Genomic DNA, 14,196 nt, shown 5'->3' with positions numbered 1-14,196 from the left:
AGTGGGTTACAGGGAAAAGTTGGCGCCGAACGTGAAGGTGCGGGCCGTCGGATAGCCGGTATAATCGATGCCCACTGAGGGCACGCCGTTCACCGACTTGTTGGTGTTAATCTCAGGATCGAAGCCCTTGTACTTGGTGATGAGGAAGAGATTCTGACCCGTGACATAAAGGCTGGTGCCTTTAAACACTCGACCTAGGTCACCGAAGGCATAGTTCAGCGTTAGGTTAGAGAGCTTCACGTAGTTACCACTTTCCAGGAAGCGAGAGGAAGGCGCAAGGCGGTTGCTGAGCGCTTCCTTAACGGGCGACTTATAGAACTCGCGCGCAATGTTTTTACCGCCCTGAATCTGGCTCACGTTGAGCACACTGTTGAAAGTGTTGTTGTAGATCTTATTGCCGAACACGCCGTTGAAGTTGGCCGTCAGGGAAAATTTCATGAAGCGTACGTTGGCGCTCAGACCCGCTATGGCTGTCGGGTTTGGATTACCTAGGTAGCGGAATGTACCGTTGTCGGCATAAGTAGATTGGCCAGAGCCAGCCTCTATTCCCTGAAACTGCTGGGTGAAAAAAGCATTAATTGGTAAGCCGCTTTGAATCACCTCTACCGTCACGTCCGACAAGCCCTGGCCGTTGAGTGCTCCCGTCTGGATTACGCCTCTCACGTCCGACACCCGGTTCTTAATGAAGGTGGCATTAGCGCTGAAGTTCAGGCCGACCCGCGGATTATCAATGGCCGTAATGCCAGCAGCTAGCTCCACTCCCTTGTTCACGATAACCCCGTCGAGATTGCTCCAGGTCACGAGCGATACCCCGTTTGCGGCCGGGGCAGCGGGCTGAATGGGCGCACTGGGATACAGCAGGTCCGTGGTCCGCTTATAGAAGTAGTCAGCTGTCAGGGTCAAGCGGTTGTTGAATAAGGCCACGTCTAGACCTGCATCATACTGCTCATCTGATTGCCACTTCAGATCAGGGTTGGGGTTGTTGGTTTGGCCTAGCCCGCCATTGTCAGGCAGAAATGCGTACCGTCCCCGGGCTGAGCCAGCTGGAAACTCTTGGTTGCCGGTGCGGCCGTAACCTACCCGCGCTTTCAACTGGTTGACACTTTCTATAGAAAAGAAATCCTCCTGACTAATATCCCAAGCAGCTGACAACGACGGGAAGTAGCCGTACTTGTTGTTGTCGCCAAACTTGGTGCTACCATCAGCGCGCAAAGTGGCCGTTAGTAAGTAGCGCTCCTTATAGTTAAGAATGGCACGCCCGAAATACGATTGCAGTTCCGATACAGGGTCTACAAAGGCAGTAATCTTACGGCCCGAAGGATTAGAGAATTGCAGGTAGTTCGTGTAATCCAGCCCATACGTACCGAAACCTACTGGATTGCCTGTCTGCGTATTCACCGGACCTAGCCCGCTTAAGCCCGTACCCGAGTTGCCAAATTTCTGATACTCGTAGCCTAGCAGAGCATTTAAATTGAAGTCGCTACCGAGTTTCTTATTGAAATTCAACGTGTGAGTCATCTGCTGGGTGAGCAGCTCGTTGTTGCTGACCGCGGCGTACCCTAGCCGCTGATACTGCTCAACGTTGAGGCGCTGATCGATGGAAGTGCGACGAACGCCCGTGCTATAGTTAGCCGACACCAACGCGCGATACTCTAGCCAATCCGTGAACTTGTAGTAGGGCGAAATGGAAGCTAGGGCTGTCGTTACCCGTGAGTTATCGTTGTAGTACTGCTGCATTGCCACGGGGTTAATCGTGGAAGTACCGAACCTAGACACGGGAAGCCCTTTGGAATTGTATAAGGAATCAGTCGGATTCCACTGCAAAGCCTGCCCAATAAGGCTGCCGCGAAAGTCGCCGTTGTTGGTAACCGGTGCTAGCTGCTCACGAAACTGGCTAGCTGTGATACTAATATCTGCTCCTAGACGCTTGCTTTCTAAGAACTTCATGTTAGTGGAGAAGTTGGCGCTGTACTTCTGGAAGCCAGTCTTCTTGATAATTCCTTGCTGATCAAGATAGCCGAGCGACAAACGGTAGCGCGCGTTTTCGTTGCCACCGCTAATAGAAGCATTGTAGTTCTGTACCGAGGCGGTGTGCAGGATTGCTCCGAGCGCATCGTTGCTCAAGCCTCTATCGTTGGAGGCCGAAGCACCGTAGTACGTTAGCGCTTGCCGAAACTCATTGGCATCGAGCACATCAATGCGACGCAAAATCTTCGAGAAGCCACCCGACACGCTCACATCGAGCCTAGGCTCGCCTGCTTTGCCTTTCTTCGTGGTTATAATCACCACGCCATAAGCCGCGCGCGAACCGTAAATAGCCGTAGCCGAAGCATCCTTCAGAATATCGATCGACTCAATATCATTAGGGTTCAAGAAGTTGAGCGGATTGCTATCGGGGCTATCACCGAAGGTAGTATTTAGGCCGGGCCGGGCCGAGCGGCCGTCGAGCGGCACGCCGTCGATTACGTACAGCGGCTGACCAGTGCCGGTTACGGCAGCATTGCCGCGGATGCGAATGGTGTTGGCACCCCCAGGCTGGCCGCTATTCTGCGTTACCTGCACGCCCGAGGCGCGACCCTGGATCAGTTGGTCTGGTGATGTAAAGGTTCCTTTGTTGAAGTCCTTCGGGTTCAAGGCACTTACGGCACCGGTTAAGTCATTCTTCTTCACTGTACCGTAGCCAACCACTACAACGTCGGCTAGGGCCTGAGCATCTTCCCGCATGGTCACCTGCACCGACGATTTACCGGTGATATTCACCTGTTGCGCCGAATAGCCCACATACGAGAAGGATAATGTGGTGGCCGTGGCGGGCACGTCTACCTTAAAGGTACCATCAGCGCCAGTACTCGTCCCGACAGTGGTGCCTGGCACCACTACTGTTACGCCGGGCAAGCCACTAGCCTGCGCGTCAACCACTTTACCCGTAATAGTAACCGTGTTCTGCGCTTGACCCGCTAGGGAAACTAGGATGAACAGCAGCCAAAGCGATAAAGCTTTTCGGAGGGGTGCGCTGTTAGCCTGAACTGTTACTGACCAGCCAGACGACCTATACCTGTTGTACCAGTTGTTACTCATAAGAGAAAGAATAAGAGTGGGAATTAAACTGCACCTAGCTTCGCGTCGAAGACCGCAAACGTTTCAAATTAGAAGCAAACGTTTGCTGGAAAGACGCTCAACCATTCTTCGCTAACTAGATGGTAATCGGGTGTAAAGGAGAGTATTAGAGCCGTGTCTTATGGCACAAATCCATTCACGATAAGCTGAGCACTACAGCTTGCCACGGCTGTAAGGCGAGCACAGAGCTTACCTTCAACGTTGGGTAATTATTCAGTAAAGCTTGAGCGCTAGGCTTCAGGGTTGAAGGAACCGACCAGCTACGTTTGTCCGGCGAAAAATTTAGAACGATGAGCACCTTCTCCTTGCCTAGCGTGCGGGTGTAGGCATAGATATGTGGGTTGGCCTCATCAAGCAGCTGGTACTTACCATATATGAGCACTTTGTGCTGACGGCGAGTAGCTAAGGCCTTGCGGCAGTAGTTGAGCACGGAAGCAGGATCTTTATCCTGCGCCACTTCATTAATGGTGGTATAGTTCGGATTGACGGCAATCCAGGGAGTGCCAGTGGTAAAGCCGGCATTGGCCGTGGCATCCCATTGAAAAGGCGTGCGGCTATTATCGCGCGACGACTGATTCAGACGCTTGAGGAATAGTGCTAGGTCGGTGCCTGTGTCTTGCAGATGTTTGTACTGGTTGCGCGCCGCCACGTCGCGATAATCGGTGATGCTTTTGTAAACCGAGTTGGTCATGCCGAGCTCGTCGCCGTTATAATAAAAGGGTGTGCCGGTCATGGTTAACAAGAACGTAGTCAGCAGCTTGGCGGAAGGAGCTCGAAATGCGGGCCGGTCGTCGCCCCAGCGGGAGACCATGCGTGGCTGGTCGTGGTTACCTAGGTAGACCGTCCCCCACCCTTTCTCAGCAAAAGCCTTATCCCATTTGGTATAGATCTGCTTAAACTTAACCAGGTCGTAGCCTGCGGGGTCGAGGTAAGCGTAATCCTTTCCTTGCACATAACCGTAATCAACGCCCTCGAAGTGATACGCCATATCCAGCTCACGGCGGTCCGGGTCAACAAACTTCATGGCTTCAGCGGGCGAGCTACCTGCCCCTTCTGCCACGGTCATCACGTTGTACTTACGTAGTACTTCGCGGTTCATTTCCTGGATATAATCGTGCAGGTGCGGACCGCTGCTATAGTACTTAATGATTTGCTTCTCGTAGCCAATTGGGAAAGTAGGGAACGTGGTGTCTTTGGCTATGTACTGAAAGGCGTCCATTCGGAACCCATCGATGCCCTTATCTAGCCAGAAGCGCATGATATTGTACACTTCCTGGCGTAGCTTGGGATTTTCCCAGTTCAAATCAGGCTGCTTGCGCGAGAAGTAGTGCAGGTAGTAAGCCTTAGTCAGCGAATCATACTTCCAAGCATCGTTGTTCACATCGAAGAAGCTGAAGCGCGGTGTGGGTTTGCCTTTTTCTGCCGGCCACCAGTGATAATAGTCGCGGTAAGGATTCGTGCGTGACGACCGGGCTTGCTTAAACCATTCATGCTCATCGCTGCTGTGGTTTACCACCAAGTCCATTACCAGCTTAATCCCGCGTTGGTGCATGCCTTTTAGCAGTTCATCGAAGTCCTGCATGGTACCGTACTCCGGCTGAATCTGACGGTAGTCGCTGATATCGTAGCCGTTATCGTCGTTGGGAGAGGCATAAATAGGATTGAGCCACACAGCTCCTATTCCGAGCGTCTTTAAGTAGTCTAGCTTGGAAATAATGCCACGTAGATCTCCTACGCCGTCGCCGTTACTATCCTTGAAGCTGCGTGGGTAAATCTGGTATACCACCGTTTCTTTCCACCAAACTGACTTCTCCGGCGCTGTTGCGGAAGTCGGTGATTGCGCTACGCTCACCACGTAAGCAAACAGCCCCGTTACACCAGCCAATAGAAGTAGTAGGAGTCCCTTCATAATGCGTTAAGCGGTACAAATTCCGATAGGCTAGTAGGTAAGCTATATCGGTCAAAGGAGACTAAGTGAAGCTTCTTTACTGCCATTCGCGGCAGGTTTTGTTGCACCGCAACCACAGCAGGTGTGATGTTGGTATCAGATGAGCAGCCACTGTATTCTGTACAATCTTTACATACACGAGTGACGTAGACCGGTGACAGATACACAACTGTTGGCCACTTCAAAGCTCAACAACTCGTTTCTCAGCAGCCCCCAAGAAACTAGAAACCGCAAACGATTGCAGTAGCTACCTAGAACAAGTTTGACAAAAGAATTTGCTCTGCTGCTTATCTAAAAACGTGTATAAAGCGTGTATCAAAAATTATAAACAATATTTTTCGTTATTATTTTGAATATCAATGTATTATGTAATATTTTAAACAACAATAATATCAACTTTTTATCATGCTGATATAAGCCAAAAACCGTCAATTTGTGTCTTGTTAAGCCTAGCAAACTCAACCTAGCCGGTGCAGCTCAGATACAGGTTGTACTCATAGGGCAAGCATTCCTTTACGATACTGGCGTAGTGTGATTACTCTCACTATATTACCGTACCCTTTTAGATAAGATCATGGACTACTTCTTTTAGTTAGGTCCCTGCCTAGGCTACTGGAGAGCAACAGGAGCTACAAGTCTACCTTATCGTTATCCACCTGCTTGCTCATTGTGCAGTACATTCTTCTACTTGTACCAATAGTTGAGTTCTGCACTCCAGAACTCGGCTAGATGTTCCCAACACTGACCTAGCATCCCGCCTCAGCACAAGACGGGCACACCTCATTCGCACAGTACCCTTTCCGATCTTCTACCATGCCTCCCACCCCTGCCCGTGTTACAACCAGCTACTCTAAGAACTGCTTGGCTTCTTGTTCTTTACAGCCTATTATGGCGAGCCATACCTACTTATGCGGAAGAGAGCCAAACAGATAGCCTCTTGCAGGTGCTTGACCAAACGCTAGCCAACCACGTCAACTATGATAAACAGCGACTCAACCGGTTAGCAGCCCTGAAGGCAGAGCTCCGTTCTGGCAGAGCCGATTACGATGCTAGCTTTGATTTAGCATTACTTATCTGTAAAGAATACCAAGCCTTTAAGTATGATTCTGCATTCGTATACAGCCTGAAGCTAGGTACACTAGCCCGCGCCTTACGCAACCCCGCCAAGATTCAGACGGCTCGCACGAAGCTAGCTTTCATCTTGCGCTCAGGTGGACTGTATAAGGATGCCTTTGACACGCTGCGGGTCGTAAACCGACGCTTGCTAGCCCCCCATTGTCGGTCCGAATTCTACGCGACCTACAGTCTGGTTTATATTGAGTTAGCCGATTACAACCAAGATCCTTATTATCAGCCATTTTACACAGCTAAATCGTACGCTTACGCCGATACGTCGGCGCGGTATGGGGAGCCCGGCTCCTATTCGGACTTATCGCAACAGCTATTTCGGGCCAAACAGCAGCACGACTTGAAAGCGGGTAAGGTTTTCTACGCCCAACTTTGCCGCTTGCCGCTCACGGCGCACCAACGTGCCATCAGCGCCTGCGACTTAGCCAAACTTTATGAGTACGCCGGCGAGCGGGAGCTAGCCCTCCAGTACATGACGCTAGCAGCTATCGATGACATAAGGTCCTCTACGAAAGAAGGCATTGCCCTCTTCAACGTGTCTGACTACTGCTACCAGCGGGGTGACCTGCAACGGGCCTACTACTATATCAAGGAAGCCCGCAAAGCAGCTACCTTTTACTCGGCCCGGCAACGCCTCGTGCAGATGTCGCCAATTTCCTCTCTCATTGAGGGTCAAAAGATTACAATTGTTGAGAAGCAACGCAGGGAAGCTAAAATGTACGCCCTAGCTATTGGCGTACTGGCCTCGCTTCTGCTAGGTACCGCTTTCATTATCTATTTTCAGTTGCGGCGGTTACAATCTACGGGGCATTTATTGGCTGTTACCAATCAAGAATTGCACGGAAATAATAGCAAGCTGCATGTGCTCAATGATAAGCAGCAGGAATTAAACAAAAAGCTCCGGGAGTTGAACCAAGGCCTCAACGAAGCCAATCATTTAAAGGAAGAATACATTGGTTACTACTTCAACAACACTTCCCGCTACATCGACAAGCTGGAGGTGTTGCAGAAAAAACTTAACACGCTGCTTTCAACTAAGCAAGTGGCAGCGGCCCAACAGTTAGTAAAAGACATTGATATCAAGTCGGAGCGAACCGCGCTGTTTAAGGGCTTTGACACAGCGTTTATTCACCTGTTCCCCAACTTCGTGGCCGAGTTTAATGCGCTGTTCACGGAAGCCGACCGCATCCAGTTGGTCGAAAACAGTTTGCTTACAACCGAACTGCGCATTTTCGCTCTCATCCGCCTAGGTATTAACGATAACGAGCAGATTAGCCGCATTTTAGGTTACTCGATCCATACCGTATACGCTTACAAAACCCGGGTTAAGAACCGTTCTTTCCTGCCGAACGAAGCTTTTGAAGCGCGCGTCTTGGCCATTCAGGCTACGTAGGCACGCGGCCTGGTTTAACAGACCTACTCAGCTAAGTACTTCACACTACGGCTGCTTACTAACTACACTACTATGTGGCGGAAGCTAGCCCTCGTGACCTTTAGTATCATGGCATAGCAGTTAATGGGCAACTACCTGCATTTTCTTTGTGTCGTTCAGCCCTGCTCTTTTTCCACCCTCCACCGATCTACCTTGAAAACCTACCTCTACGCCTGGCTGCTACTGCTAGCAGTTCGCTTGCCCCTGGCTGCCCAAACACCTGATCCGTGGCGCATCACAGCCGCCAAGATTGACCCTAGCAACTACTATGGCATCACCGTGGCCAACGGCGTGCTCGGTATTGTTTCGTCACCGGTGCCTTTTCAGGTCAAGAATGTGGTGCTGGCGGGCACGTACGACCAGTACGGCCGCGGACGTGTGAGCAATTTCCTCAATGGCTTCAACCTGCTCAACATGTACATGGAAATTGATGGTCACCGCCTGAACGCTCAGGATGCTAGCAATTTCCATCAGCAGCTCGATATGCAGCGAGCGGCGTTCACGACCACGTTCGACTACGGCGATAAGGCGACGATCAGCTACACCTACTATGCGTTGCGTCACTTGCCCTTCACGGCTCTGATCGACGTCAGCATCACCGCCAAGAAGGACCTAGCTCTCACTGCCGCCAGCGTGCTCGAAGCCCCCGATGCCTTGCGCGAAGCACAGAACTATTACAACGAAATAGACCGGCCGCACGCCACGCTCAGCCTACTTACTTCGTCGGCTAAGAGCCCTACCGGTAAGCTGCAAATGTGCGCCAGCACGAGCTTCTTGTTTGATGAGCCTCATGGCCAGGAGCCGCGCATCATTCATGAGATGTGGGATAGCAACATGCACCTCATGAAGTTTGGGAAAACCCTAAAAGCCGGCCAGGTCTATACCTACGCCGTAGCGGGCTCTACCATCACCTCCGCCCACGATCCTGATCCGCTCAACCAAGCCGAGCGCCTGACCATTTTTGCGCGCCTCGAGGGCAAAGCTCGCCTGCTAGCTTTTCACGCCAAAGCCTGGCAGGAGCTGTGGCAGAGCGATATTCAAATAACGGGCGACGCCCAAGCCCAGCAGGACGTGCACAGCATGCTCTACCACCTCTATAGCTTCTCGCGGGCCGGCACCGACTACTCGCCTTCTCCCATGGGACTTTCGGGGCTAGGGTATAATGGGCACGTATTCTGGGATACTGACCTATGGATGTTCCCGGTGCTGGCCGTGCTGCATCCTGAAATTGCTAAGTCTCTGGTCGAATACCGTTTTCGACGCTTAGAAACGGCCAAGGGCAACGCCTTCTCGCATGGTTATCGGGGCGCGATGTTTCCGTGGGAAAGTGCCGATTCGGGCGTCGAGGAAACGCCCGTGTGGGCGTTAAGCGGGCCTTTCGAGCACCACATCTCGGCCGACGTGGCGTTGGCAGCCTGGCAATATTACTGCGTGACCCAGGATAAGGCCTGGCTGCGCTCAACTGGATGGCCCATCCTGTCAGCCACAGCCGACTTCTGGACGAGCCGTGTGGAGCGGAATGGTCCCGGCCACTACGATATCAAGAATGTGGTGGCCGCTGATGAGTGGGCCGAAAACGTGGACAACAATGCTTTCACCAATGCCGCCGCCCAAGTCAACCTACGCAACGCTGCCGCCGCCGCCAAGCTGCTAGGGCTCCAGGCCAACCCTGATTGGCTGCATGTAGCCCAGAACATCCCCCTGCTCCATTTCCCCGACGGCGTGACCCAGGAGCACGCCAGCTACCACGGCGAAGGCATCAAGCAGGGCGACGTCAACCTGCTGGCTTACCCTTTAGGTGTTATCACGGAGCCCGCTCAGATCCGCAAGGACCTAGCTTACTACGAAACCCGCATACCCAACGAAGGCACCCCAGCCATGACGCAGGCTATTTTTGCGCTGCTCTACGCGCGATTGGGCGACGGCGGCAAGGCGCAGCATTTCTTCCAGGATGCCTACACCCCCAACTTGTTGGCTCCCTTCCGGGTTATTGCCGAGACAAAGGGTGGTACTAACCCTTACTTCGCCACCGGGGCTGGCGGCGTACTCCAAGCCGTGCTCATGGGCTTCGGCGGGCTCGACATTACGCCCACGGGCATCGTACAGCGCAAAACGACGCTACCCACGGGCTGGCAAGCAGTGAAGATCACAGGCGTAGGTCCGCAGCACAAGAGCTATTCCGTCGGTCGCTAAAAACCTGTGCTGGCAGCCGGCAGGTTGTACTCTTTACGTTGGTACACAAGGCAGTTAGCTTAGGCTGTATAAAGGGGCTTCTTTAAAGCAACAAAGACCCTAGGTTCTTTGCAATGTACTTTTTACCCATCCAGGAGAAGGTAGAGCAGAATGTGGCGCGATTTTGATTTAGAAGCCATCCGAACTGCTTTACACATTATCCATCAATGTCAGAAGATTATAATCATCCTATTGCTAGATTTCACGTGGGTCAACCCGTCGTCTGCGTGAATGCTACATGGCCAGCCCTAGTTACTGCCTCTAACCTACAAGTGCCGACCCTAGGTCCGGTGTATCATGTTCGGGCTATTGAGCCTAAGCCTTGGGGATTTGGCATATACCTTACAGAAATCAGCAACCCTACGATGAAGCTCAGCAGCGGCCGCGTAGCAGAGCCTAGCTTCGACGAGGACCGCTTCATGCCGGCTTAAGCTGTATTGTTGAGTTTAGCTTATCCTATCTTATACAGAGTAGTTGCAGGCAGACTAGGTCTAGTCTGCCTCAAGTGCTACCTAGGTCTTGCTATCTTAGCTAAGGAATTGCCAAGTGGCTAAAAGCTTCGCGGCACTCCTCGCAAAAGCCGTAATTTTGGACCATGTATACGCTCAACAGCCAGCTGCCGGTACCGATATATCCGTTCGAGCGCGACGAAGTAACCGGAAGCAAATTGTTCACTGTCCTTCGCTCAGAAGGCGAGTTAACCTACGAGGAGAATCTGCTGATACCACACCGCAAGGCGTACTATCTGCTGGTTTTTGTGAAGCATAACCGTGGGCGGCATTGGGTGGATATGAAATCCTACGAGCGTAAAGACAACACACTTTATTTCTCAACCCCCAACCAAATCTTAGTCAAGGAGGCAGCTACTCCTTTTTGGGGCACTCGCCTCACGTTTACAAACGAGTTTCTGGCCTTGCAGCAAAACGCTACTATCCGGGAACTGCCGCTCATCCAGAACCCACAGAACGGGCACGAGTTGCTGCTTACGCCGACAGACGGGGTCTTTGTGGAAGAAATGCTGGCCAAAATCGAGGCTGAGTACAACCGTCCTGGCGAATGGCAGCATCGCATGCTCACCGCTTACCTGACCGTATTATTTACATACCTGAGTCGGTTGTACACAGAGCAGTTCACGGGCGACGAGCCATCGGCCGACAAGCGGTTGCTAACGACCTATCAGGCCAAAGTGGAGGAACACTTCCGCGCCCTGCACGAGGTGGGCGCCTATGCGTCAATGCTGCATATTTCGGCGGGGCACTTGAGCGAGGTGGTGAAAGTCCAAAGCGGCAAGCCGGCCATCAAGCACCTGCACGAGCGCCTAGTGCTTGAAGCGAAGCGCCTGTTGTTTTATACTCCCCTCGCGCTCAAAGAAATTGCCTTTGACCTTGGGTTTTCGGATGCATCTTATTTCAACCGCTTCTTCAAGCGCGAAACCGGTGCCACCCCAGCTGAGTACCGCACCAACATCCGTAAAATGTACCAGTAATACCGTAGAATTGGTGCCAACGGCGCCGCTGGCGCCCGGTAATTTTGTGCTGTTAACTCAAGCAAGCAATTGACCTCCTTGACCATGAAGACAGTACTTATTACCGGCGCCAATAAAAGCATCGGCTTCGAAGCGGCCCGCCAACTACTCCAACACGGCTACTATGTGTACCTAGGTAGCCGCGATTTGCAAAGAGGCCAGCAGGCCGTCGACCAATTAAAAGCGGAAGGTCTCTCCCAGGTGGAGCCCATTCAGATTGATGTAACAGATAGCGCCTCGATAGCCGCTGCCCGGGAGACCATCGGTCAGAAAACGACCGTGCTGGACGTGCTCATCAACAATGCCGGCATCCTGGGGGATCCGTCGCAACCAGCTCTCACCAGCAGCATCGGCATGATCAAAGAGGTGTATGAGACGAACGTGTTTGGCGTGATTGAAGTAACGCAGGCCTTTATCGACTTACTGCGGCAGTCGCCTGCACCTCGGATTGTCAACGTAACGTCGGGCCTAGGTTCGCTAACACTGCACAACGACCCTTCTTGGAAGTATTATGCCGTGAAGGGTGCCGCCTACCAGCCGTCTAAAGCGGCCCTGAATGCCTACACGATTATGCTAGCTTATGAGCTGCGCGACACCCCGTTCAAAGTGAACGTCGTGGACCCCGGCTATACCGCCACCGATTTCAACCACCACAGCGGCCCTGGCAGCGTGGCCGACGCTGCTGCCCGCCTAGTAAAGGCCGCCCTGTTGGGGGCAGATGGCCCCACGAGCCAGTTCTTCAGCGATGACAATGCGCCGGAGACAGGCATCAGCCCATGGTAATTTCCTATTTGGGCAGATGCGACTACTAGATTCTAGGTTTTAAGTAAGCTCGCTAATAGCAGCTAATACAACCTAGGCTAATAGTGCTGGCACAGCGAGGGGACATCACCGAGTAGACTTTCTAGTCAGCTCGGTAATGTCCCCTCGTTGCGCTAGCACAAAGCTGGACCTGCTTACTTGTTTTGCGGCTCCTATGATCATAGCGTAGTTGGTGAAGAAAACAGCATCGGAGCGCAGCTAGACTAGTACTGGCGATGCAACTGCTGCTAGGCCGCGCTCGGCAACCATAGCAGGTAGAGTAGCCATATTCACTGGCGTTACCTATTTACCTCGACAGCAAAGACCAATACACCGGTAATCTGCCCGTGTTGGTTGCGCAGTGGCTGGTAGGTGAAATCCAACAAAACCGTGCGTGGCGCCTTCGCTATAGGATCCTGCAGCAGCAGTCGTGTTTCCTGTCCATGATACATCTCCCCGGTATGATAGACGGCGTTCAACCGGGCAACGAATCCCTGATCAGCGAGTTCCGGCACCGCCTCTGCCACACTGCGCCCAAGCTCGGCCCGAGTGCCAACTAAAGCACGGTAGCGGGCATTAAGAAAAGAGTACCGGTGTTCCGGCCCCGTGACGGCCGCGACGGCTGCAGGCACCTGGGTCAGCAGTTGCAGCAACTGCCGGTTCCGTATTTCTAACAGATCCTCGGCCTGGGCATGGGCTTGCACTTGCGTCGTGATATCTACAGCTTTATGGACGAGGTACCGTACTCTTCCTTGTGCATCCAGGACCGGCCAGTTGAGTATGTCCCAGTATTTCTCCCGAAAGGATCCATCGCCGTCGCGCATGTCGTACCGTTGCAGGGGCATGGAGTGAGGCTGCCCCGTCTGCAACACCTGCTGCAAGGAGGCATGCAGGTCCGCGCTGTTTGTGGCGACAACGTAGGGAGCTTGCGGAAAAGCTTCCAGCACGGGGCAGCCTTGCAAAGCCTCTCGAGTGGTACCTGTTGCAACTAGATAGGCAGAAGTCGCCGTCAGGATGGTGAACGCGGCATCAGGGGCTAAGATCAGGTACGAATCAGGCAAGGCTTCCAACGTACGGAGCACGTCAGGAGAAAGTAAAGCAATAGGTGGCATTAACAAAGCAAATAGAGGACGTGCAGGCAGGCGTTCTGAGAAGTGGCAGTAAGCAAATGAGCAACGAATTGCGCCTACGAGCAGGAGCCTTCCTCAACAGCCTACGCACAAATAGCGACAAAAGAAATAGTATAGTTCAAAATTATATTAGTAAAATATAAAATCATACTACGTAACGCATCCTTTTTAGTCGTTAACCCGGAAGAAAATCCGGACTTTCATGAAACGAAAAGACAGAGGCCATCTACCTAGCCCAACTAATTGTTGGGCCAAAGAAGCTACTTGCACAAACAAAAGAGCCCCGACTCCTGTGGGCCGGGGCTCTTTTGTTTGTACAAGCAATTATGCCACAGGATTAGTATAAAACTTCTGACTGAGGAGTACCACACATCACTTTGTGGGCTCGGTCATAGTCGTATTAGAGGGGAGTCAGGACCTCATAGTGGGTAACCTGTGGTTCCATTACTAGCAGGTAGTCTGCATCTTCAGGATAGTAACGCGCCCGCTCGTAGTCCTCTCCGGCGAAGGCTTTGATAGCGGCATAGGATTCCCAGAACGTGAGCAGTTGAAAGTGGGCCACTCCATTTTCTTCTCGTCGCAAAACATGCACGCCCTGATTGCCAGGCGTCCGTTGGTAATCGGGCAGGCCCGTACGGAGCAGATAAGCGTAGTAAGCGTCAGCTAGGTGAAGGGGCACGGCTCCGTGCCATAGACGTGCAATCATGGTCTGTACCGGTTAGAAAAAAGGTAGGCTTAGCTGTGAACATACGATAACTACGCTGTGGCACAGCTACTAATTGACAGCTATCGACGCTAACATACTACGAAAAGAATCCCTTAAAAGACGTTCTCGAAATCCAGCAATCTTTATTGTACCAAACGATTCTTGGTTGCTGTAGCC

The 14,196-nt window shown here is 52.3% G+C and carries 9 protein-coding genes; 5 read left to right on the top strand and 4 right to left on the bottom strand.

From position 1 onward, the window contains the following. Positions 1-6 precede the first annotated feature (6 nt). Positions 7-2,919, bottom strand: a complete 2,913-nt coding sequence (locus SD425_RS10675; RefSeq protein WP_324678295.1) for a SusC/RagA family TonB-linked outer membrane protein — start codon at positions 2,917-2,919, stop codon at positions 7-9. Between the two features lie 334 nt (positions 2,920-3,253). Then, positions 3,254-5,026, bottom strand: coding sequence for an alpha-glucosidase (locus tag SD425_RS10670; RefSeq protein ID WP_324678293.1), 1,773 nt, complete (start codon positions 5,024-5,026; stop codon positions 3,254-3,256). A gap of 982 nt (positions 5,027-6,008) precedes the next feature. Here SD425_RS10670 and SD425_RS10665 point away from each other — a divergent pair. The 5 genes from SD425_RS10665 to SD425_RS10645 all read left to right on the top strand — a co-directional run bounded on the left by SD425_RS10665 (position 6,009) and on the right by SD425_RS10645 (position 12,165). Beyond that, the gene (locus tag SD425_RS10665; RefSeq protein ID WP_324678290.1) at positions 6,009-7,586 is read left to right on the top strand and encodes a DUF6377 domain-containing protein; all 1,578 of its coding nucleotides are present in this window, start codon (positions 6,009-6,011) and stop codon (positions 7,584-7,586) included. 192 nt (positions 7,587-7,778) lie between these two features. Then, the gene (locus SD425_RS10660) at positions 7,779-9,818 is read left to right on the top strand and encodes a glycoside hydrolase family 65 protein (RefSeq protein WP_324678288.1); all 2,040 of its coding nucleotides are present in this window, start codon (positions 7,779-7,781) and stop codon (positions 9,816-9,818) included. A gap of 245 nt (positions 9,819-10,063) precedes the next feature. Further along, positions 10,064-10,288 carry a hypothetical protein gene (locus tag SD425_RS10655; RefSeq protein WP_324678286.1) on the top strand — a complete coding sequence of 75 codons (225 nt, stop codon included), beginning with the start codon at positions 10,064-10,066 and terminating at the stop codon, positions 10,286-10,288. A gap of 164 nt (positions 10,289-10,452) precedes the next feature. Next, entirely contained in the window at positions 10,453-11,343 is an 891-nt protein-coding gene (locus SD425_RS10650; protein WP_324678283.1) for a helix-turn-helix domain-containing protein, read from the top strand. Positions 11,344-11,427: 84 nt separating this feature from the next. Next, complete coding sequence (locus SD425_RS10645; RefSeq protein WP_324678281.1) at positions 11,428-12,165, top strand: SDR family oxidoreductase; 738 nt, start codon at positions 11,428-11,430, stop codon at positions 12,163-12,165. 317 nt (positions 12,166-12,482) lie between these two features. On the opposite strand, the gene SD425_RS10640 is transcribed toward SD425_RS10645, so the two are convergent. Both SD425_RS10640 and SD425_RS10635 read right to left on the bottom strand, forming a co-directional pair. Further along, a complete protein-coding gene (locus tag SD425_RS10640; RefSeq protein WP_324678279.1) occupies positions 12,483-13,295 on the bottom strand; it encodes a PAS domain-containing protein in 813 nt (270 codons plus the stop codon). A 418-nt stretch (positions 13,296-13,713) separates the two neighbouring features. Continuing rightward, positions 13,714-14,019: an antibiotic biosynthesis monooxygenase gene (locus tag SD425_RS10635; protein WP_324678277.1), complete on the bottom strand. Its 306-nt coding sequence runs from the start codon at positions 14,017-14,019 to the stop codon at positions 13,714-13,716. Positions 14,020-14,196 lie beyond the last annotated feature (177 nt).

The organism is Hymenobacter sp. GOD-10R (genome assembly GCF_035609205.1).
Lineage (GTDB): Bacteria > Bacteroidota > Bacteroidia > Cytophagales > Hymenobacteraceae > Hymenobacter.
This window is presented reverse-complemented; position numbering and strand designations above follow the sequence as displayed.

What these genes read in the sequence shown, in the direction of transcription:
- SD425_RS10670 (WP_324678293.1), bottom strand. Translation starts at nt 5,026, where the DNA reads ATGAAGGGACTCCTACTACTTCTATTGGCTGGTGTAACGGGGCTGTTT.
- SD425_RS10650 (WP_324678283.1), top strand. Translation starts at nt 10,453, where the DNA reads ATGTATACGCTCAACAGCCAGCTGCCGGTACCGATATATCCGTTCGAG.
- SD425_RS10645 (WP_324678281.1), top strand. Translation starts at nt 11,428, where the DNA reads ATGAAGACAGTACTTATTACCGGCGCCAATAAAAGCATCGGCTTCGAA.
- SD425_RS10640 (WP_324678279.1), bottom strand. Translation starts at nt 13,295, where the DNA reads ATGCCACCTATTGCTTTACTTTCTCCTGACGTGCTCCGTACGTTGGAA.
- SD425_RS10635 (WP_324678277.1), bottom strand. Translation starts at nt 14,019, where the DNA reads ATGATTGCACGTCTATGGCACGGAGCCGTGCCCCTTCACCTAGCTGAC.